General features: G+C 41.2%; 17 protein-coding genes. 4 read left to right on the top strand and 13 right to left on the bottom strand.

All coding sequences use genetic code 11. From position 1 onward, the window contains the following. The 6 genes from J4N25_RS18575 to J4N25_RS18550 all read right to left on the bottom strand — a co-directional run bounded on the left by J4N25_RS18575 (position 1) and on the right by J4N25_RS18550 (position 6,463). The gene (locus J4N25_RS18575) at positions 1-441 is read right to left on the bottom strand and encodes a response regulator (protein ID WP_207423298.1); all 441 of its coding nucleotides are present in this window, start codon (positions 439-441) and stop codon (positions 1-3) included. A gap of 62 nt (positions 442-503) precedes the next feature. Then, positions 504-1,979, bottom strand: coding sequence for a sensor histidine kinase (locus tag J4N25_RS18570; protein WP_207423297.1), 1,476 nt, complete (start codon positions 1,977-1,979; stop codon positions 504-506). Positions 1,980-2,006: 27 nt separating this feature from the next. Beyond that, complete coding sequence (locus J4N25_RS18565; protein WP_207423296.1) at positions 2,007-3,821, bottom strand: chloride channel protein; 1,815 nt, start codon at positions 3,819-3,821, stop codon at positions 2,007-2,009. A gap of 431 nt (positions 3,822-4,252) precedes the next feature. Next, entirely contained in the window at positions 4,253-4,600 is a 348-nt protein-coding gene (locus tag J4N25_RS18560; protein ID WP_207423295.1) for a hypothetical protein, read from the bottom strand. Between the two features lie 212 nt (positions 4,601-4,812). After that, complete coding sequence (locus J4N25_RS18555) at positions 4,813-5,877, bottom strand: fatty acid desaturase family protein (RefSeq protein ID WP_207423294.1); 1,065 nt, start codon at positions 5,875-5,877, stop codon at positions 4,813-4,815. A 325-nt stretch (positions 5,878-6,202) separates the two neighbouring features. Then, positions 6,203-6,463: a hypothetical protein gene (locus tag J4N25_RS18550; RefSeq protein ID WP_207423293.1), complete on the bottom strand. Its 261-nt coding sequence runs from the start codon at positions 6,461-6,463 to the stop codon at positions 6,203-6,205. Between the two features lie 306 nt (positions 6,464-6,769). Between J4N25_RS18550 and J4N25_RS18545 the strand changes: the two genes are divergently transcribed. The 4 genes from J4N25_RS18545 to J4N25_RS18530 all read left to right on the top strand — a co-directional run bounded on the left by J4N25_RS18545 (position 6,770) and on the right by J4N25_RS18530 (position 10,068). Next, positions 6,770-7,564, top strand: coding sequence for a sulfite exporter TauE/SafE family protein (locus J4N25_RS18545; protein WP_207423292.1), 795 nt, complete (start codon positions 6,770-6,772; stop codon positions 7,562-7,564). Between the two features lie 69 nt (positions 7,565-7,633). Further along, complete coding sequence (locus J4N25_RS18540) at positions 7,634-9,049, top strand: MBL fold metallo-hydrolase (RefSeq protein ID WP_207423291.1); 1,416 nt, start codon at positions 7,634-7,636, stop codon at positions 9,047-9,049. Positions 9,050-9,216: 167 nt separating this feature from the next. Beyond that, positions 9,217-9,645 carry a YeeE/YedE family protein gene (locus J4N25_RS18535; RefSeq protein ID WP_242695942.1) on the top strand — a complete coding sequence of 143 codons (429 nt, stop codon included), beginning with the start codon at positions 9,217-9,219 and terminating at the stop codon, positions 9,643-9,645. A gap of 9 nt (positions 9,646-9,654) precedes the next feature. Further along, positions 9,655-10,068, top strand: a complete 414-nt coding sequence (locus tag J4N25_RS18530) for a DUF6691 family protein (protein ID WP_207423290.1) — start codon at positions 9,655-9,657, stop codon at positions 10,066-10,068. Positions 10,069-10,157: 89 nt separating this feature from the next. Here J4N25_RS18530 and J4N25_RS18525 read toward each other — a convergent pair whose 3' ends face one another. From J4N25_RS18525 to J4N25_RS18495, 7 genes are all read right to left on the bottom strand, one after another. Next, complete coding sequence (locus J4N25_RS18525; protein ID WP_207423289.1) at positions 10,158-10,802, bottom strand: Crp/Fnr family transcriptional regulator; 645 nt, start codon at positions 10,800-10,802, stop codon at positions 10,158-10,160. A 128-nt stretch (positions 10,803-10,930) separates the two neighbouring features. Next, on the bottom strand, positions 10,931-13,483 hold the full coding sequence (locus tag J4N25_RS18520) for a zinc-dependent metalloprotease (protein WP_207423288.1): 2,553 nt from the start codon (positions 13,481-13,483) through the stop codon (positions 10,931-10,933). 241 nt (positions 13,484-13,724) lie between these two features. Further along, complete coding sequence (locus tag J4N25_RS18515; RefSeq protein ID WP_207423287.1) at positions 13,725-14,804, bottom strand: TlpA disulfide reductase family protein; 1,080 nt, start codon at positions 14,802-14,804, stop codon at positions 13,725-13,727. Positions 14,805-14,858: 54 nt separating this feature from the next. Next, the gene (locus tag J4N25_RS18510) at positions 14,859-16,265 is read right to left on the bottom strand and encodes a RagB/SusD family nutrient uptake outer membrane protein (protein WP_207423286.1); all 1,407 of its coding nucleotides are present in this window, start codon (positions 16,263-16,265) and stop codon (positions 14,859-14,861) included. 10 nt (positions 16,266-16,275) lie between these two features. Continuing rightward, complete coding sequence (locus J4N25_RS18505) at positions 16,276-19,485, bottom strand: SusC/RagA family TonB-linked outer membrane protein (RefSeq protein ID WP_207423285.1); 3,210 nt, start codon at positions 19,483-19,485, stop codon at positions 16,276-16,278. 212 nt (positions 19,486-19,697) lie between these two features. Next, on the bottom strand, positions 19,698-20,906 hold the full coding sequence (locus J4N25_RS18500) for a FecR family protein (protein WP_207423284.1): 1,209 nt from the start codon (positions 20,904-20,906) through the stop codon (positions 19,698-19,700). A 79-nt stretch (positions 20,907-20,985) separates the two neighbouring features. Beyond that, positions 20,986-21,576 carry an RNA polymerase sigma factor gene (locus J4N25_RS18495; RefSeq protein ID WP_207423283.1) on the bottom strand — a complete coding sequence of 197 codons (591 nt, stop codon included), beginning with the start codon at positions 21,574-21,576 and terminating at the stop codon, positions 20,986-20,988. Positions 21,577-21,589: the final 13 nt, after the last annotated feature.

The following is a 21,589-nucleotide window of genomic DNA, read 5'->3' as shown; positions in this document are numbered from 1 at the left end:
CTAAATTATAAGGTTATTATTTAAAATTCTTCCCAAATGAAATTGAACGAATGCATCCATTGAATTAGGGTTCTTCCTGTTATCAGTAAAATTAAGAGGTTTAATCAAATAACCCAAAACCCCTAGTTTGCTTGTAGCTTCCCGGTCAGATACATCTCCCGAAGTGGTCATTACAAAAACCTTTAGATCTTTTAACGATGGATCGTTTCTTATAATCTTAAGAAACTCTATTCCATTCATCTTCGGCATATTCAGGTCGAGCAAAACAATATCAGGATATACAGGAGGAATGCCCCCCTCTCCACGGAGTAAACTAAGAGCTTCAATCCCGTTAAATGCTGTGTAAAGCTCAAATTGGGTATCAAGTCGGTTCAAGCTTCTTTCTACACTTATAATATCAAGCTCATCATCCTCAATTAATAGTATTATGTTACTTTTCATAAAATTAACTGTTATATTCTAAAAATTAACAACGTTCTGTTTAAATGCTTTAATAGATTATTTTAAGTAAACTTGTTACCCTGTTTAGGCCAGGTAAAAATGAAAGCGGCCCCCTTTCCAAGTTCAGAATGAACTTTTATACTTCCTTTCTGCTCTGTGATGATTTTTTTAACAATAGCAAGCCCTATACCTGTACTTTCCTCGGTATTTTTCTCCCTCAGCGTTTGAAAAATACCGAAAATCTTGTCGTGAAACTGAGGGTCTATACCTACCCCATTGTCTTCAATAGTAAACTCGTAAACTTCGGAAAGCTCTTTGAAGGAGACCGTAATCTTGCCATTTTCATTCACCGCGTATTTTACCGCATTGCTTATCAGGTTTGATATTACCTGTTCTAATCTTATTCTGTCTGTTACTATTACAGGCAAGTGCCCTACTATTATCTGGAAGGTACGTGGAACAATAGAATCAATTATACTATTCACTAGCTCCTTCAGATCAACTTTCTCTTTAACGGCATCATTTCTACTTACCCGCGCATAATGAAGAAGAGCGCTGATCAAGTTTTCCATGCGACCGATACGCTGTTGTATAATAATAAGGTATTTCTTAAGCTCTTCTGAAAGTGATTCGCTGAGATCCTCTTCTATCCACGATACTACATTATATATTCCCCTAAGTGGAGCTCGCAGATCATGGGAGACAACAGAAGCGAACTGATCCAATTCAAGGTTCCTCCTGTTAAGATCTGTAAAATTTTGCATCAACTTCTGTGACATTAGGTTTAGTGATAGGCTAAGTCCGGAAAGTTCATCATTCTGATTGTCGTCTATCAAACAGAAATCCCCACCTGCGATGCTCCCGGCTTGGTTCACCATAAAGGAAATCCTGTTTGTTATTGTTCTGATTATATAGAAGGTGCTCGCGAAACCAATAATAGCGGTCATGATCATAAAAGAAAAGGAAGTGATATGGGTGCTTTCAATCGAAGCTGAGAGAATTTCCCTTCTTTTCGCTCTCACCTGATATTCATAAGCATCCATTTGGCGGAATAATAATGCCATCTCATCATTCAATTTTTTACCTACCTGCTTCCTTAGCTTGTTTTGAAATAGGAGATTGTATTCACCTATATTATCCGGTGATTGGTCGGCCTTTCTTTTCGCATCAATGAGCTTTTTGGAATAAGCTAACCATTCCAGATGAATACTTTCTATAGAGTCGAGTTTTGCTTTTTGGACGGGGTTTTTCAAAAGGCCCTTACCTTCCTTTAACAACTGGGGAACCTCCAATCTTCCGCGCTCATATGAATCCAAAAAGCTTTCGTCTTCAGTCAAAAGAAAGCCTCTAAACCCGCTCTGCATATCAATGATCGTTTTATGAAGACGGGCAGAAGTTCTGATTATTGCTTCAGAATGGGTAAGGAATTCAGTATTACTGATTACTTTTTTTGATAGCCGGTAATTCGTAAATGAATCGAGGGCCGAAAGAACAATGACAATAGAAAATGCGAATAGTATTTTATAGGACAGTTTCATTCTACAGTTTAGCCAAATTAGTGGAGATTAAATTTCTGAATGCTCCTTAAGTATTTCACGATAGGTGTTCAAGAAAGTGGATTTAGAGACAAACCCAACGAAGCGATCGGTAGAATCGAGTACCGGCAAAACCCAGGAGCCTGACTGATCAAACTTGTCTGCAACGCCAGTCATGTCTTCATTCTCATAAACGACGACTGGAGTAAACTTCACCAGCTCAGCCAATCCTATTTCAGATCTCTTTTTTTCGTCAAAAAGAATTGGCCTCAACTCATCCACTGCTATAGTTCCTGCCAGGTGACTATCTTCATCCAGCACCGCAATAAGGTTTCTTTTTCCTGATTTTATAACCTCGATCAGGTCGTTTATAGAAGAACCTATAGAAATCTTGGAAACATCCTTCTCAACTAGTGATGATATGTTAATTAGCAGCAGGAGGTTTTTATCGTACTGGTGCGTAAATATTTTTCCGCTATCTGCCAGATGCTTTAAGTCGGGTGATATTGGAGAAAACCATTTAGCGATCAAAAATGATATTACACATACCATCATCAAGGGAAGAAAAAGGTCATACCCCGAACTTGATTCAGCGATCAGGAAAACTGCTGTTAGAGGTGCATAAAGAACCCCGCTCATCACACCAGCCATGCCCACAATAATGAGGTTAGTTACAGGAACATTTGCAATACCTAATTGGATACAAATGGTAGCAAATAGATAACCGACAACTCCACCAGCGAATAATGAAGGGGCAAAATTACCACCATTACCGCCACTGTGAATTGTTATGGAAGCGGCAAAGGCCTTGAATATACATATCAGAAATAGGAAAATAATTACCAGCCAGTTCCCCAGGTCCAGGAATCGAAAAAAGCTGTGTTCTATAATAAGGCCAATCTTACCATTGATCATATCCTTTATACTTTGATAACCCTCTCCAAATAAGGGTGGAAAAAGGAGACATAACGTAGAAAGTAGGATGCCGCCAGTAACCGCCTTTTGCAATCTTGAAAGTTCCACCTTTTTAAAATAGCGTTCCACCCGCTGGGATATAAGGACAAAATAACGGGCATATAGTCCACATACTAACCCGAGCGCCAGGTAGAAAACTATGTTGTGGTAGTCGAAAGAGTGTCGCCTTCCAAACTGAAATAATGTATCTTCATTTAGTATAACCTTGGAAAGTAAACTTCCACACACAGCAGAGACAACCAGGGGAATAAAATCGGTAAAAACAACACCGGTTAAAAGGATTTCAAAGGCAAACATCATCCCTGCTATAGGAGCATTAAATGCCGCCGCAATCCCTGCGGTTGCTCCTGCTGCAAGAAGTAGAGTTCTGTCTTTATAACTAAGCTTATACCTTTGGGCAAAATTGGAACCTATAGCAGCACCCGTAACAGCAATAGGACTTTCCAGTCCCGCGGAACCACCAAAGCCGACTGTTATAGCACTTTGGATAATTTGAGAATACATTTTAACGGGAGATACAAAACTGGAATTTTTAGCAATTTCATAAAGTATTGCCGGGATGCCTTTCCGATCCTGCCCCTTAAAGATAAAGATTACAATTAACGACGTAATTACAAGACCAACGAAGGGTAAGCAGGCATAGTAGAAGATTTGCTCCTCAAAAAGTACTTTACGGGTAACAACATTATGAATATTATGAACAAGCACTTTTAAGAGAACTCCGGCCAAGCCAGCCGAACAGCCGACAAGAACGCCCGAAAGAAGTAAAAAATGGTTTCGAGATAGATTATATTTTAGCCAGTAAAACAGTAATTGGTGAGCTCTGACCTTTTCGCCAGAAGTAGATCCCCGGTTAGAGAACCTTCTCACTAATTTCAAATATTGTTTTAAACGTTTAAAATGTTTCAAATTATAATGAGTAAGAACCTTGCCACGAGTAAGGAATGATTAATAAGATAAAAGGATAATTAAAAAATGTGGTGCTATGTGAGTGCCACAGGATTAATTATCTCATTTTTCATTAAAGAATTGGATCAACAATATGTTTTGTATTACCCAATTATAACTCAGGTCCCGGGTATTTTTCGTCAGGAAAACCTGATCCAGCACAAAGAATGCAATAAGAAATTAAAAAAAAATTAAATATTAAGCTTAAAGTTGAAGAAAACTCGAATTCCTGTTTATCTATGTAAATGACTTTGTAAGTTTCCAAGGCGTCCTAAAACGAAAAAAGCATGAGCCTCAGCTCATGCCAGTAATACAAAAGGAAATTATCTTCTATCGAGACTGTTCTTCTCTACTTACAGGCCTTTGATTTCTTTTTCTATTCTCCTGATATTTGATTCGACCAGGCTAACATTTAGATTTTCATAGTTATCTACCCGGTATTGAAGCAGCCTTGCAACACCTGCCTCTCCTTCCTTAATCAGGGCAGTAATATATTTTAAAGCTCCGGATTTTGCCCGCTCCATTGCACCTACAATTCCCGTATACTCGTAGTACATCATATTATCGGAAGGTAAATGATAGCTAGTAGAACCTAAGGATCTTTCCTTTCCTTTCGGAATCGGCCTATGAAAGTCGTTCACAGAAACTTCTGCCACTTCGGTGCGGTTCTTGTACACACGGTAATACTTAAAGAATGTCATAATTCTTGCTATTAAAAAGATTAATTGCGGCGCTTAAATATTACCAGAGTAAAGGCAATGCCTAAGAGGAGGTGAGTATTGGAATTCCTTAAATGTAACTATTATTTACTGATAATCAAGACATTTCCTGCAATTATTTCTAGAGGCATTCACCCCAGCGAAATTTGGAGGCGAATCTTATCGAGGATAAGCCAGAAGATGAACACCAGGATTTAAACCGGACTGCCCATTTTCTTAATATGTGTTAGATGGGAGAAAAAAGCTCTGGCCATAGTTCGGTGCTCCAGATAATTAACATTAAACTCTTCACAAGTCTCCTTAACGAGCTTATTAATATCCCTATAGTGAACATGACTAATGCCGGGAAATAAGTGATGTTCAACCTGGAAATTTAGCCCTCCCAGGAACCAGGAGGCTATCCTGCTTTTTGTAGCAAAATTCGCTGTCGTGCAAATTTGATGTACAGCCCACTCCTTTTCAATTTTGTTGGTTGTTGCATCCGGCTCAGGGAAATTAGTACCTTCTACAACATGAGCAAGCTGAAAAACGATGCTAATAGAGAAACCACACACCAAGCTTGCAATTCCAAAACCTATAAGCGCCTTTACCCATCCTACCATTAGTATAGGAATTAAAAGATAGACGCTTAAATAAAGGAATTTTGTTGTCCAAAATATTACATGTTCCTTCAGGGGGAGTTTCTGAGTGCCTTTATTTTTAACTAGTAAAAAGTATTTTTCGAAATCCTGGTACAAGATCCAGGCTGCGTATGATATTCCGTAAAGCAACACCCAGTAAATATGCTGGAATTTATGATACTGGTGACGGACTTGTTCCATATGCATGCGCATAAACTTAATATCGATGTCGTGGTCCAGGCCTTCGATATTGGTGTAGGTATGGTGCTCAATATTATGACGTTGCTTCCAAAAATGAATGGTGCCTCCGAGAATATTTAAGGAATAGGCAGACACATCATTGAGCCATTTATATTTGGAGAAGCTGCCATGACCGCCCTCGTGCATTACGTTAAAGCCAATGAACGCCAGATTGCATCCAAATAAGGCGCAAAGCAGAACTGACAACAATGTTCCCGGTGTAAAAAATACGAGAACTATGTAGATTGTTGCGGCCGAGAGACCCAGAATCAGGCTTTTAAAAAAAAGCTGTAATCCTCCGGTTCTTGAAATTCCATTTTGATTAAAATAGCCATTAACCTTCTCCTTTAATCTCTTAAAGAAAACTGCATTACTATTATTGAAGGTAACTTTTGACATAGATAAGTGTGTATTTGAGAGATAAGGAACTCTTGAACAAAGATTTCTATTTGAGAGAGGATCTTAACTTTTTTAATTTCTAAGGGCAATCTATTATTATTAACGTTCATTTCAAAGCAAAGAGTGTGCTAGGAAAATCTTTTTCTTCTTTAAGGTAGTTTTAAGCCAAGGGTTATTAGTGTGAGCTCGTTGGGGAGACTCCAACAACTTACACTATTTCATCTCGCCCTTGCTCTCAGCAACAAGTTCTCAATATCCCATTCTTTCATTCTCTCATTCTTTCATTCTCTCATTCTCTCATTCTCTCATTCTCTCATTCCCCTCTTCACTCCAGCTTAATTCGTGCGTCCTTCATCTTGGCAATTTGAAATAAAGTTAATTTTGTATTGTACATTCCTAGGAGCACCTCGAAGTACTTAAAACAATGCAACAGCCTTTCTTTTGTAATCCCGGTCCTTTCCGAAACACTATTAAGGGTTATGGCATCGTATCCTTCTTCCATCGCTAAAATGTCCATAGCGCTAAAACAAGTAAGGGAAACTATAAGGAATTCTTCAGATGAAACGGGCGGACGTTCTGTTTCCATAAAAATAGGCTTAGTATTATAATCGGTTTCTGCAATTGATGACGGACAGCAAGCTGTTCACTTCCGCTAATCCAGACTTTCTGAAAAATTAGGAATAGCATTGAAAAGTCTTTTATAAACTTCCACGGTTTATACATTTGGTTAAAGTAAATATCGGCTTGGAGCCGTATAAAAAAATGATCCCGCTTACATTTCGAAAAATTCTACCACAGAATAAATAGCGGTAAACAGGGCTTATGATCAGGTGACTTTAGTCACAGACTTCCCCAAGGATAAACATCATATTTGGAATATAAACACAAAACCATGCAACTACTAGGCTATTTCGCATCAGCTTTAATCGGAATTTCTCTTGGCCTGGTTGGCGGGGGCGGCTCTATCCTTACCGTCCCTGTAATGGTGTACATTTTCGGTGTTCACCCACTGCTTGCCACTTCTTACTCTCTGTTTATTGTCGGTTTTACCAGCCTCGTTGGGTCAGTAAATAATTTCAGCAAAGGCTTGATAAGTCTGAAAGCAGCTTTATTTTTTGGTGCAGCGTCAGTGATCACTGTATTTGGAACCCGAAAATTTCTGGTACCAGTTATTCCTAAAAAAATCACGTCGATAAGCGGCTTTACAGTTACAGAATCCTTTCTTACAATGATTCTGTTCGCGATACTTATGCTCGTTGCATCTATAAGCATGATCAGAGAGGCCAGGGATAAGGAACCTGATGAGGAATTTTCGGGCAGGTTTAAATCCCTTAAACTTCTTGGATACGGTGTAGGTGTTGGCCTCGTTACCGGCCTGCTAGGTGCCGGTGGAGGCTTCCTGTTGATCCCAGCTTTGGTATTCCTGATTAAACTGCCGATGAAAAAAGCAGTAGGAACATCTCTCGCAATTATAGCTTTGAACTCGTTGTTTGGCTTTGCGGGTGACCTTGGACACTTTACTATAAACTGGACTTTCCTTCTTAGCATTACAATAATTGCAGTGGCGGGAATATTTATTGGCAGCTTTTTGAGTAAGAAAATTCAGGGAGAAAAGCTTAAAAAAGGCTTTGGCTGGTTCGTGCTGACAATGGGGTTTTATATCTTATTTAAAGAACTAAGCAGTTAATTACTTGTGTAACTAAAGTCACCGTCTCCCCTTTATGAGAACCCGATTTTTGTACGAACAAAAAAAGACATGATCGAACAGATTTATACCGGATGCTTAGCACAGGGTGCCTATTACATCCAATCAGGAAACGAGGCTGCTATTATAGATCCTTTACGTGAAGTTAGCCCATATATAGAAAAAGCTAAAGCAAACGGAGCAAGCATAAAATATGTTTTCGAAACGCATTTTCACGCTGATTTTGTTTCAGGTCACCTGGACCTTTCGAAAAAAACTGCTGCTCCAATCATCTTTGGGCCCAATGCCAATCCCAGCTTTGAGGCTTACATCGCGAAAGATAATGAAGAATTCAAAATCGGAGAAATGACGATCAGGGTTCTCCATACTCCCGGACACACTATGGAATCAACTTCCTATCTTTTGACGGACGAGCAGGGAAAAGAAACAGCCTTATTTTCGGGAGACACCCTATTTATAGGTGATGTAGGCCGGCCCGATCTGGCTCAAAAAGCCGCACACATGACCCAGGAGCAGCTTGCAGGAATTCTTTTTGATTCCTTGAGGACTAGAATTATGCCTTTAAATGATAATATCATTGTGTTTCCCGCTCACGGGGCAGGTTCTGCATGTGGAAAGAATATGAGTAAGGAAACTACCGATACGCTTGGTAACCAGAAGAAAACCAACTATGCTTTAAGGGAGAATATGAGCCGGGAGGAGTTTATAAAAGAAGTAACACATGGTCTCACTCCTCCACCCGCATACTTCCCTTCAAACGTAAAATTGAATAAGGAAGGATACGAGAGCTTTGAAAAAGTCTTACAAAAAGGTACACAGGCTCTAGAACCGCAAGCTTTTGAGGCTGCCGCAAATGAAAAAGCAGCCTTGCTTCTTGATACCCGCGATCCTCAAACATTTGCCATGGGTTTCGTACCTAATTCAATTAATATCGGGATTGACGGCAGTTTCGCCCCTTGGGTTGGAACTTTAATTACGGATATCCACCAGGCACTATTGATCATTGCAGAAGCTGGCCGTGAAGAAGAAGTAGTTACCCGTTTAGCTCGCGTCGGGTACGACAAGGCAATAGGATACCTTGAAGGGGGAATTGAAGCCTGGAAGGCGGCAGGAAAAGAAGTTGACAGCATTGAATCGATCACTCCTGAAGAACTGGCTAAAAGAGTAAAGAAAGAGGAAGAGATAAATGTTTTGGACGTTCGTAAAAATACAGAGCACTATTCAGAACATTTGATAAATTCAAAAAATGCAACACTTGAGTATATAAATGAAACCATGTCTCAGGTGGATAAGAATAAGACTTATTACGTTCATTGTGCAGGTGGATATCGCTCCATGATCTTCAATTCTATATTAAGAGCAAGAGGATACCATAATCTCATAGACATAAAAGGCGGATTTAAAGCACTGAAAGAATCAGGAAAATTTGAAATTAGCCCTTATGTTTGTCCCAGCACAATCGGATAAATAAAACCATCTATTTATCAATCTTCTATCGCCACAAGATGATCGAACTACTTAAACAACCTTGGCCCTGGTATATTTCTGGAGCAGCCATTGCCGTCGTCATGGTGACGCTCTTATTTTTTGGAAAATAATTTGGTGTATCGGCAAACCTTCATACCATTTGTACCATGGCAGGTGCGGGGAAAAGAGTGAGATTCTTTGACTTCAACTGGAAAACACAGAAATGGAATCTGCTCTTCCTTCTCGGTTCAGTTTTGGGAGGCGTACTTGCCTCAACGTTACTGCAAAACGATGAACCGCTTCTGCTATCGCCAGCAACGATCAAAGATCTGAAAGCATTGGGAATAACTTTTGACGGCGGACTTAACCCATCGCAGCTTTTTGGGACAGAAGTTCTTAAATCCCCGAAAGGAATATTACTCCTACTCATTGGAGGAGTTTTGGTAGGGTTCGGCGCCCGTTATGCAGGAGGTTGTACCTCTGGCCATGCAATCAGCGGCCTTTCTAATATGCAGCTCCCTTCGTTAGTAGCAGTGATCGGATTTTTTATAGGTGGGCTGGTAATGACTCATTTACTATTACCATTAATATTTTAAAATTATAAGATGAAAGGACTAAAATATACTTTAACAGGACTGTTTTTTGGCGTGATCATGGCCAAGTCTGAAGCCATATCATGGTATCGTATCCAGGAGATGTTCCGTTTTCAATCGTTTCATATGTATGGAATCATAGGAACTGCAGTTCTGTTAGGGTTAATGGCCGTAGCATTAATCAAAAAATTTCGGATGAAAGACACCCAGGGGAATCCTATTTCCTTCCCTGACAAAAACAGAACCTGGCCAAGGTATATTATCGGAGGTATTATTTTTGGACTTGGTTGGGCACTAACCGGAGCTTGCCCAGGCCCCATGTTCGTTAATATAGGTTACGGCTATTTAGCAATGATCATTATAGTAATTGGAGCCCTTGCCGGCACTTATCTATACGGAACAATTAAAGATAAACTGCCCCATTAATTATACCGGAAGCCTTACCACCCTTTTTAAAAAAACTCTAATTCGCCCAAATTTCATTCTTCGACATAAACATTCCCTGGTAAATAAGTTTAGGATTTCCACTCAATGAAGCTTCTGTTGAGAGCCAGGTCTCCCCGCTGTTCCATCTTCTTCAATAAGCGGGAGATTACCTCTCTTGAAGAGCCCAGATCATTTGCAATTTCCTGATGTGTTATTTGTAACTGTCGTGTTTTCAACTTCTCAGACTGTTTTTTAAGGTAGGATCTCAGACGCTCGTCCATGTTTTTAAAAGCAATATTATCGATAACGGCCAACAATTCTTCATAGCGGCTCCTATAAGTATCCAGAACGAAATAGTACCAGCTCTTGTACTCTTTCATCAAATTGTCCATCAAATGTATAGGTACGTTTAAGGCAACAGTTTCTTCAACTGATTTTGCTCTTACCTCGCTCGTCTCCTGTTTAGCTGCACAGATCATCGAAAGTGCGCAAGCTCCACCAGGCTCTATATAATACATAAAGAACTCTTCCCCGTCTTCCCCCTTCCTGTAGAGCTTCACCCGTCCTTCAACGATGAGCATGGTAGCCCGGAAATACTGCCCTGGTTCCATAAGCACTTCCCCTGTCGTAAAACGCCTAATAGTACACGAATCCACAAGCGTATCCTTAAGACCTGGTTCGAATTGCGAAAAACTCTGGTTCAAATATTGAAAGATCTCTTCTTTGTTGGTCATATGTAAATGGTATAAGAGGAAAGCCGATTTTTCTTCAGAAAGCTAAGCTTTTAAAAATTATAAGCCCCGCTATCCTTCCGGATTGAAAGGACTAGCGGGATCTCAAGAATAACATATAAGAAAATCCACTAAGCATCATCCCTGTTCAGGATTCGCTTAATTCTGTTTGCAGAGTCCTGTAGATGGTAGCGGGTAATTCCACTGCTTTTTGGTACCGCCCTTTGAATCTCTGCCTGTAAATTAACTAAATGAGCCCTTACAATACTGGAGATATCTGTTTGGTAAGCTCCGGCAGAACCAGGACGAGGTCCGGGACCAGAAGACTGGGCAGCTCCGGAAGGTTCTTTTAAGAGGTTATCAAGATTATCAATATACGCCTTCTGTAGGTTCCTTCTAAAAAGGTCAACAGTAGCGCCGCTCTGCAGTTCTGTCCATATTCCCCTTTTCAGATCGCCGAAGAGGTTAATTGCAGTATAACCTCCTGTTCCAAAGGTAGCTTCCGCATTGACTAGTTTAATAAGATTACCTGGATTTAATAATCTTCCCAAAACACCTGTTTGAATATTTCGGATTGAACTAACTGGATCAGCCCCGGTATAAGAAGCCAGCTGTTTATTTACCAGCCACGTCGGTGTATTGAATAGTTCTTTATTTAAAAAGGCCACAGCCTGTTTTTGTACGGCAAAAGGTACTTGTTTATAAACAGCACCCTGTTCTTCCACTCGCTTCGGAGTACTGTAGACGCCTCCAACGTTCTTGGCCACATGTCCCATATAACGGCCGTACTGCGTTACCAAGCCTTGATATATCGTTTTTGCGCTCGAATAATCTTCATTAGGCTCTTTAGTCCAGCTAATTATGTTGGGCAGGATACGTTTCAGGTTCTTAATTCCATAGGTACTGGCAAGCATTGCATTATCACCAAGATCTTCATTCTGAGAACGGGGATCATTTGGATCTGTTTCAGTTCCGAACCAAAGTCTTTTGTTTGCAGCAAGCTTAGCTATTACCACCTTGTTTAAAGCTGCACTTTCTTCTGCCGGGGTTTTGTATTCCGGCAACCATTTGTAACCCCACTCGATTGCCCACATATCATAATCGCCAATACGGGGGAATATTCCTTTTGATGAAATATTGTCCTCTGGCTGAGCCACATAATTGAAGCGGGCATAATCCATGATGGAAGGCGTATGTCCGTGCTCTTCCACCCACTTCTTGTTCCTTAGATTTTCGACAGGAACGGTGGAAGAAGAGCCAAAGTTGTGACGTAAACCTAAAGTATGACCAACTTCATGAGAGGATACGAACCGGATCAGTTGCCCCATTAACTCATCATCAAACTTCATTTTCCTCGCTTTAGGATCAATAGCAGCTGCCTGAATAAAATACCAATCGTGCACCAGGCTCATAACATTATGATACCAGTTAATGTGGGTTTCTATAATCTCCCCACTACGGGGGTCATTGACATGTGGACCGGAAGCATTTGGAATATCGGAAGGTTTGTAAACGATAGCATTATGTCCTGCATCGTCAATACTCCATGACCTGTCTTTTGGTGCTTCTTTAGCCATGATTGCATTTTTAAAGCCAGCTTTTTCGAATGCCACCTGCCAATCATTAACTCCTTGTATCAGGTATGGAATCCACTTTTTGGGAGTAGCTGGGTCTATATAAAAAACGATAGGTTTTGCAGGTTCCACCAGCTCGCCTCTTTTATATCTTTCAACATCCTCAGGCTTTGGTTCCAATCTCCAGCGGGTAATTAATGCAATTTGCTTTACCCCTTGTGGATTAGCGTCGAAGTCGACATAACCGGTTGCGAAATAGCCAACCCTTGGATCAAAGTACCTCGGCTTCATTGGGTCTTTTGGCAAAAGAACAATAGAACTGTTTAATTCATAAGTTACCGGAGAAGAAGACGGCGGTGCAGAAGGCATCGGCGTACTTGTTTTCATGTAAGTTTTTACTGTTCGTAACTCGATATTTGTTTTAAATGCCCTGATTCCATCGATATAAGAACGATCCCCAAGGATATTACCTAAGGAAAAGTTCTTTTTTGCACCCTGATCAAAGAAGAAGATATCGTTATCACTGTTTAGGTAGTCTGTCATATCGATAACAGAAGTTCCGGCCTTGCTCACCGAGTCTTTGCCATATGCTTTTATTTCAAAAGCAGCAACGATCGGCTGAACTGAAGAATTTAAAACAGAGTGAAACATTCCCGTAGTATCCGACGCCCTTTCACCAAACGACATACTTTTCAAAAAGAGCTTATGAGAAGGTCCTTTTTCGAAACGTACCACATTGTCACCAATTTGGTCTCCGGCATAACCTGCCATATTTACCCTCACTCCAGCAGCAGCTTTACTGATACGGTTTACAACCAGGATATCGCGACCAACAAGGGAATCTGGAATTTCGAAATAGAACCTTTCCTCCAGTTTATGTACTTTGAAAAAACCGTCATCAGTAACAGCTTTATTAGTAATAACCTGAGAATAAGGCTTAGGTGCTGAGGCCGGAGCTTTATTTACAGGATTTGGATTTACGGGCGCCGCGCCAGGAGCCGCAGGTGCAACAGGAGCAGGTGCAGGAGGTGTTTTGGGCTGTTTCTTAGATTGAGCCATCAATAGCTCTCCACTAATAAGAAAAGCCGAAAGAAGTAATGTACGCTTCATTAATGCTAGTATGTGTTTTTATTAAATACGTTTTTGCAAGAGTGCCAGACAAACAAAAACCCGCTGCAGTAAGATGCAGCGAGTTTTCTTATATATACGATAATCTGAACACTATTAATTAAGATCCCCTACAAAAATTCGAATTCCCAATATCGGAGTTTGATTACAGAAACCAAATAACGTCTAATGAGAATTTATGGTACTTTAGGACAGACTATTTAGATATTGAAATAAAATCCTATTACTTAGAAAGCACCTCCTTCAGTTTTTCCATCAAATCTTCTCCCCTTAGATTTTTAGCAATTACCTTTCCTTCAGGTGAAAGCAGGAAATTAGAAGGGATTGCAGTTACATTATACAAAGATGCAGCAGAAGGGCCCTTTTCCGGCAGATCACACAATTGCTGCCAGGGCAATTTATCTTCCTGCACTGCCTTCAGCCATGCCTTCCTGGCTGAAGCCTTGTCTAGTGAAACTCCCAGGACTGTAAAATTTTTATCTCTGAAAGCTTCGAAAGCTTTTACCACATTAGGATTTTCCATCCGGCAGGGGACACACCAGGATGCCCAAAAATCAACTAGCACATATTTACCTCTCAATGAATTCAGACTAATTTTATTGCCTGAAGTATCAGGTAGCGTAAAATCAGGAGCGAGGGAGCCCTCAGAGGTACTTTTCAATGCCGAAATCTTCAGCGCCAGCGCTTTACCAGGGCCTGATTTTTTTGCGTTTGATCCCAGGGTATTGTAAAGCTTTTCTAATTCATCCACCTTAGGCGTCCTTCCTCCCATTTCAGAGATTATATCTGCAGCAACTGGCGAATCAGGGTTCTCTGAGATGAAAGCTTTTGTCAGTTCCGCCTTCTCCTTCTCAAGGCTGGAAGAAGTTCGATCAAATACTTCCCGTGCTTTCTCCAGGGCTATTGCCGGAGGAAGTAAACGGCTCCTTAGTTTCTGCAAGTCATCATTCAAGAGCGTCCCTCCTAACACAGCATTTGAAATTTTATCGGGACTATCAATAGTTATGGTACCAGGTTGAATGTAAATATCAATAACATTAACTGCCATAACCGAGCCCTGGATGCCTTTCTCAGAAATGGCCATTCTCGTTTTATAAGGTTCATCCACCTCGCCACTAAGCATAAAAGAGCCGTTCACCAGGACCGCTGAATCCTGCTTATAGCCGTCTTTCGTTTTTAAATTGATATAGATCTTGGCCGGTGCATTATACGTTCCGACTTTCCCTTTGATGGTAAACTTTCCACCAGCAGCAAAAACGGTCGCCGGTAGTATTGCAAGTAGAATAAAAATTTTCTTGATCATAATGTCTGTTATTAAGGAAGAGGTCATACCCTCTTCCTTGTTAAACTGATTTTATTAGTAGCCATCATTCTGGCCCAGATTTAAATTTATGGTCCTGGCACTTGCAGGAATTGGGTACAATACGTCAGTGGATTGCCATGCAGTTCCTTTCACAGGGCTCAACACGGCATCTGCCCTTCCGGTACGTTTCAGGTCAAACCAACGGTGCCCCCATTCCAAAAAAAGCTCGACCTGCCGTTCATGTTCAATAGCCAACAGGATTTGCTCTTTCGTTACAGCTTCTGTTCCTCTTAATCCTGCACGGGTACGAATAACGTTCAAGTCTTCAATAGCCCCTGTTAATTTGTTTTGATGTGCACGGGACTCTGCTCGTATCAGGTATTGCTCGGCAAGGCGCAACACCATCTCATATTCGGTGTTTTGTCCAGCAGTATTACTTCGATATTTATAGGCATAAGGCAGGCCCGCCGTAGTTGTTTTTACCCATTCTGTAGCCCGGTCATCCTCCCCTTCCGGGCGGAGGGGATCCCGCTCAAAAGAAGCAACCAACTGGGGAGTAAGGATATAAACGATATCTGTTGCCCCTGGAAGTAATTCCTTCCCGGTGAAGGTATAGCCGTTAACGTTAGTATAAAATTGGAAGATTGCTTCAGAACTAGCCTTAAGGAAAGCCTGGGATAAAGTAGGTAGGCTAAAAAGCGTATTTTGAGAAATTAGCTTTGTGGCTTCCGCCTCTGCCATGTCCCACTGCTGAGTATACAGGTAAACCCGGGCCAAAAGAGCTGAAGCACCCCATTTATTTACCCTTGTGCGATTATTCCCCGACCAGGAATAATCGGGCGGGAGCTGATCCCTGGCTTCTGTCAGGTCTGTTATGATCTGAGCATATACTTTAGCAGTGTTCTCACGCGGCAGGTCTTTAACCAGTTCAACGTTAGCTGTCAAGACCAGCGGAATATCGCCAAACATGTTGACTAATGTGAAATAGCAGAACGCTCTTAAAAATTTTGCTTCGCCGCTGATTTGCTGCTTAAGTGAGGGACTCAGAGGTGAAGCCGAAACTCCCTCCAATATCCCATTAGCATGATTGACAGCCCTGTAAGCATTCGCCCAAGCGCTGGAAACAGTTCCATTTGCAACCGTAATACTATTAGTAACAAACTCGTCAGTATTCGCTGAGCGGTAGGTCAATTCATCCGCTGAACGAGCGGGAACAAGGCTGGCATTAAAACTGAAATACGACTGCGCTAACTGACCCGTACCATTGTACATATAGCTATATAGGCCATTTAGGGAGGCGAGAGCTGTAAGTGAATCGCTGTAAACACTCTCTGAAACCATCTGGTTTACCGGAACATCTACCTCCAGCAACTTCTCACAGGAGGTGAAAACGAGTGAACCTGCCACTAGCAGGACAGCATAAACTTTAGTAAAAGCTTTTGATAATATTTTTATTGACATACGATTCAGATTAGAATGAACACTGGATTCCGGCTGTCATCACTTTAAGGGCAGGAAGTGTAGTTCCCTGAACCTCCGGATCGAAACCGTAGTAATCGGTCCCTGTCCATAAATTCTGCCCCTGAAGATAAAGCCGGGCCTGTTTAACTTTTAGCCTCTGAGTAAAATTACCCGGCAGAGTGTAAGAAACATTAAGATTTCGCAGGCGGATGTAGGAGGCATCAACTACGCGAGCATCTGAACTGACATAATAATTAGAGTAAGACAGATAAGAGGCAGAACTCGTCAACGTACTCGGTTTAAATCCTGAATTGTGAAGATCCATAGTCATACGGTTGATTAGCCCGGGAAAATTTGCGATTGAGTTACCTGACTGTTTCACATAATTGAAAAACATGTCCACCCTAAAGCCTTTGTATGTAAGCGCAGTGGTGAGTCCACCGAAGAACTTTGGATCAGTAGTACCTGCTATATAGAAGTCATTTGCCAGGTTGCCGACGAATTTGCCATCACCATTCAGGTCAGCAATCTCCGCTACCCCATCCTTAAATCCTGTAAACCGGTAAGCCTTTATGGTATTTACAGGTTGCCCAACTACATAATTATTTGAATACTGATTCTTTACGGTCTCAGACATTTCTGTGATCTGATTTCTGGACCGGGTGAAATTAAAACCGATACTCCATTCAAGGTCTTTCTTCTTTACTGGAATAAGTCTAACGTCGGCCTCGATTCCCCTGTTCCGCACCTTTGCGTCCAGATTCCCCGTGTAGCTGCTGAACCCTGTTTGCGCTGCAACAGGAAACCCTGAAAACAACATGTTATCGGAGATGTGATGATACCAATCAAGGTTAAGTGCTAATCTACCTTCAAAAAAGTTAAGCTCTCCGGCAAGTTCCAGTTTCCGGGTATTTTCCCATCTAAGTTCACTATTAGAAAGCCTCGTTGGAGCATAACCGGGTGATGTTCCGTAAGCACCATAAGTGGTCGAGTAGGTATCCATGTAATCATAATTTCCAAGTACTGCATCATTTCCTGCTACTCCATAGCTACCTCTTAATTTAGCAAGACTGAAAATATTCAAATCTTTAATCAAGGGCTCTTCCGAGAATATCCATGCTGCCCCAACAGATCCAAATGTTCCATAACGATGATCAACACCAAACTTTGATGAACCATCTCTTCTGATTGCCGCATTGAGGACATACTTATTATGCAGGTTGTAATTTAAAAGCCCAAATAAAGAAGCAAATTTATTTTCCTGACTCATGCTCTTCACCTGCGAAAAAGTGGCTGCATTGGTGAAACTTTCCATCAGGGCTTCTGATGAGAAATTAAGTGCATAAACAAAATAAGGGTTATTATACTGCCCATGCTGCCAGCTACCACCTACTGTCGCTTGCAATCTTCCTTTCAAAATGTCAGCAGCATAATTTAACTGAGGTTCCACTAATACTACTCCCCCATTATTGGAGGAATAGAATCCTTGGGAGGCATTCCCAAACGCCGGGTTTGAAGAGGATGCAGGGTAGAGGTATTTCATTTGCTGCTCATTCCTGTTATAACCTACCCTGGTTTTAAAACTTGTACTCTTAATAAAATTCCAGGTGATCTCACCGTTAAGATTGATACTATTGCCAGAAATATTAAAGGAACTTTTTGTCATTGCTGCCGGATTGCTTATGGAGTTTACCCAATACATGCTTCCATTGCGATACATCGGATAATTTCCAGGGGTCGTAATGGAATAGGAAGTATAGTCCGCGCTCGGCATATGGTTATTGTTTCCCGAATAGTAAGCGCCGAAGTCCACTTTTAATTTACCATCTGCAGTTGAATGTCCGGCTCTAACATTTACCCCTCCACGTTTATAACCAAAATTTCCAGTAAACACGCTTTCTTCATCACGGTAGCTACTGCTGATCAACAGGGAAGAAAGGGTATTACCCATGGAAAGACTAACATTAGCTTCAGTTAAATCACCGTTATTTCCAATGATCATATCCTGATAATCTGTATTGCTTTCAGCTCCCCACAGAAGCACATCCGGAGCAAGCGCTTCTGTCATTGTTCTATTGTCATTGGCAAAAGCTTGTTTCCTTATTGCCTGGTATTCTTCCAGGGGAAGCAATTCAAGCTGCTTAGGTATTTGCCCTACACCTCTTGTAACAGAAACATCCAGTTTCGGCTTTCCTTTCCCTCCCCTTTTCGTCGTGATAAGCACAACCCCATTGGCTCCCCGGGAACCATAAATAGCTGTTGCATCAGCATCCTTCAGGACAGTGATACTTTCAATATCAAGTGGATTAATATTATTCAAAGGATCTGTTCCGCCGTTGGTCTGACCTCCCAGAATCAGTCCTCCACCTTGTTGGTCGAGAGTGTTACCACTAAAAGGTATACCATCAATTACATAAAGAGGCATCGAATTGCCCATAAGCGAATTCCGGCCTCGAATCACAACAGAGCTTGCAGCCCCAGCTACACCAGAACCTGACCGAATGAACATCCCTGGTACCTGTCCCTGTAAAATCTGAAGAGGATTGGAAACGGGCTGCCGGGCAATTGTTGCTGCATCAATCCTGGTTACGGAACCCGTATTCAATCTCTGAGTGGTTTCATAATAACCTTTATTGATCACTACTTCCTGAAGCTTGGATGAAACAGCCTTCAATTTGAGCGAGCCAAGATTCTGCTTCACCTTCACTGTCAGATTTTCGAAACCTACATAACTTATGATAAGGGAGGCAGACTCCTCCACTCCGCTAAGATTAAACTCACCCTTAAAATCTGTTACAGTTGATCTATTAACACCTATTACCTTTACACTAGCACCAGGTAAAGGATTACCTTCTTCGTCAATCACCTTTCCGGTGATATTAATTGGAAGACTTACCAGGTTTTTCATTTTTTGTAAAATGCTTTCTTCCCTAACCAATACAGTCTTTTCCTGCTGGTTAATACTATAGCTAAGGGCTTGTGTTGAAAAACACTGCTGAAGCACCTCCTCAAGCGGAGCATTGTGAACCTGGATAGTCACCTTGCCTGACCTGTTAAGTACGTCCGCGCTGTAAAAAAAGTCGTAGCCGGATTGCGTTGCGATCTTTCTCATTACCTCATCAAGAGAAGAATTTCTCTCCGAGAGCGTAATCCTTTGCCCATAACCCGCAGCATAGATATGCAGGGTGGCCAGGAGTAAAAAAACTGAAGTTATATTCATAACTAACAGGAACTTAAATACGGGCCTGCTTTTAAAACAGGCTGTAAAAGACGAATAGAAATTCATACATTTGAAAGTCTGGGTTCTGAACTGAAGAATTAATTGTAGCGATTAAATTATTTGGGTAGCCCGGATATACCGGTTCTCCGGCTTAACCGGGAGTGCCTCGAACTCACTCCTGGTTATTTTTGAGCTACCAGAAAACGTAGCACTTACCTCATAACAACTACCCTCCTTCCATTAATTTCAAAATGAACTTTTCCGGTTGACTCCATTAACTGCAATACTTCTTTGATGCTCTTCGATCGTGAAACGATCCCTCCGAATCTTAAAGCTTCAGGATTTATTTGATCATAGCTCACTTTAACATCGTACCAGCGTTCTACTTTTCGCATAATACTTCCAAGGTCTTCCTTGGCAAAAATGAAATAGCCGTTCTTCCAGGCCGTGGCAGCCTCGGTATCAGCAGCGCTAATTTGTAAAAGGTTCCTATCACGGCTAAGAGTAACCTGTTCTCCAGGTTTCAGGATATTTTTAGAAGGCCTTCCTGACAGGGAAACCAGTACACTGCCTTCCAAGAGAGTTGTCTTCTCCCAGCTTTCCTCAGTGTAGGCATTCACATTGAAGTGCGTTCCAAGTACACGAATCTCTTGATCCTTTGTCTCGACGATAAATGGAGAGCGGACATTGTTCGACTTGCGTTTAGCCACTTCAAAGTATACTTCACCACTTACCCTGACCTTCCTTGTGTTTCCAAATTGCACGGGATAGGTAATAGAAGAAGATGAATTCATCCACACGACAGTTCCATCAGATAAAAGTATTTTATACTGCCCTCCCGCTGGAGTTGAGAGCGTATTTAAGGAAGCCGTGTCTGTACTATTTTTTGAAGCCTGATACGCAAGATCACCAGCGCCAAGTCCAAGAATGATAGTTCCTCCATCTTTTGCAAGCTCCCCACTTGCAGTTTTATCCAATTCAATGATCCTTCCGTCCGCCAGCGTTAAAACTGCCCGATCTGTACCGGGGCGAACATTAGCTGAATGATCGGCAACCTGACGCTGCTCCTTGAGATTCCTGCTTAAGTAGATACCCAGTGTTGATAATATCAGAAGGGCTGCCGCCGCATATTTTATAAGGACCTTGTTCCAAAGTTTTATATATTCATTGCCCTTGGCCCCCTTAATAGAAATCTTTTCGGCAATAACCTTATCTGTCCGATCCACCAAAGCCCTTACACGTGCGGAATAGTACTCATTCTCAATTGGGGCAGCATTCAGTTCCTTATCCAGATAATCCAGAATTTGTTCCCGGTTGCCATCAGTACTGAACTGCTCCTGAAGCTTATGAAAGTCTCCGAGACTATAAGTCCCTTTGAGATATTTATCAAACAGTTTTTCTGTATTTTCGCCGGTATTCAAAGCAGTCTTTTCTATTAGATACGCTTAAGAAAAGAAAACTAACGGCTCCTTTTTATATTTTTTTAATAAAAAATATAAATTACCTTAACATATACACAGAAAAAAACAAAAAGAAAGCTTTAGATGAAGAAGAAAGTCGAGTTTTCAAGAAGATATTAGCTTTTTGAACGTGATCATTTATAGTTGAATGAGAAATTCCAAGCATTTCACTGATCTCTTTATAAGATTTCCCTTCGATTTTAAAAAGAGTAAATACCAAACGCCGTTGGGGCGGCAAAAGAGCTATGGTCTCATCAAGTAATTTCTGATATTCCTTTTGATACAATCCTTCCTCTATATGGCTATACTCTATGGCACCCTGCATCAATTGATCTTCCAGGCGTTTGTCCCGGGCAGATTTCCTGAAGATATCATAGACAAGATTCTTGGCAACACCGTAAAGAAAGGCCTTGAAGGGTTTATTTGGGTCAATTTTGAGACGATTTTCCCAGACTTTAATAAAAAGATCCTGAAGAGCCTCCTCTGCAAGATCGTCCGATTTAAGAAATTTAAGAAGATTAGAGGCCAGAGGAAATTTGTATCTATCATAAAGCAAACTAAAGGCGTATTGATCCCCTTCCCGCAAACGTTCTAATAAAATCTTCTCATCATTTTCTAAAACTACCTGCATAAGCCCCCATGGC

Source organism: Desertivirga brevis (assembly GCF_017355835.1).
Note: the sequence above shows the minus strand (reverse complement) of the source record. Positions and strands in the feature narration are given on the sequence as shown.

What these genes read in the sequence shown, in the direction of transcription:
- J4N25_RS18525 (WP_207423289.1), bottom strand. Translation starts at nt 10,802, where the DNA reads ATGACCAACAAAGAAGAGATCTTTCAATATTTGAACCAGAGTTTTTCG.
- J4N25_RS18520 (WP_207423288.1), bottom strand. Translation starts at nt 13,483, where the DNA reads ATGAAGCGTACATTACTTCTTTCGGCTTTTCTTATTAGTGGAGAGCTA.
- J4N25_RS18570 (WP_207423297.1), bottom strand. Translation starts at nt 1,979, where the DNA reads ATGAAACTGTCCTATAAAATACTATTCGCATTTTCTATTGTCATTGTT.
- J4N25_RS18510 (WP_207423286.1), bottom strand. Translation starts at nt 16,265, where the DNA reads ATGTCAATAAAAATATTATCAAAAGCTTTTACTAAAGTTTATGCTGTC.
- J4N25_RS18515 (WP_207423287.1), bottom strand. Translation starts at nt 14,804, where the DNA reads ATGATCAAGAAAATTTTTATTCTACTTGCAATACTACCGGCGACCGTT.
- J4N25_RS18495 (WP_207423283.1), bottom strand. Translation starts at nt 21,576, where the DNA reads ATGCAGGTAGTTTTAGAAAATGATGAGAAGATTTTATTAGAACGTTTG.
- J4N25_RS18575 (WP_207423298.1), bottom strand. Translation starts at nt 441, where the DNA reads ATGAAAAGTAACATAATACTATTAATTGAGGATGATGAGCTTGATATT.
- J4N25_RS18550 (WP_207423293.1), bottom strand. Translation starts at nt 6,463, where the DNA reads ATGGAAACAGAACGTCCGCCCGTTTCATCTGAAGAATTCCTTATAGTT.
- J4N25_RS18530 (WP_207423290.1), top strand. Translation starts at nt 9,655, where the DNA reads ATGAAAGGACTAAAATATACTTTAACAGGACTGTTTTTTGGCGTGATC.
- J4N25_RS18555 (WP_207423294.1), bottom strand. Translation starts at nt 5,877, where the DNA reads ATGTCAAAAGTTACCTTCAATAATAGTAATGCAGTTTTCTTTAAGAGA.
- J4N25_RS18535 (WP_242695942.1), top strand. Translation starts at nt 9,217, where the DNA reads ATGGCAGGTGCGGGGAAAAGAGTGAGATTCTTTGACTTCAACTGGAAA.
- J4N25_RS18540 (WP_207423291.1), top strand. Translation starts at nt 7,634, where the DNA reads ATGATCGAACAGATTTATACCGGATGCTTAGCACAGGGTGCCTATTAC.
- J4N25_RS18505 (WP_207423285.1), bottom strand. Translation starts at nt 19,485, where the DNA reads ATGAATATAACTTCAGTTTTTTTACTCCTGGCCACCCTGCATATCTAT.
- J4N25_RS18560 (WP_207423295.1), bottom strand. Translation starts at nt 4,600, where the DNA reads ATGACATTCTTTAAGTATTACCGTGTGTACAAGAACCGCACCGAAGTG.
- J4N25_RS18545 (WP_207423292.1), top strand. Translation starts at nt 6,770, where the DNA reads ATGCAACTACTAGGCTATTTCGCATCAGCTTTAATCGGAATTTCTCTT.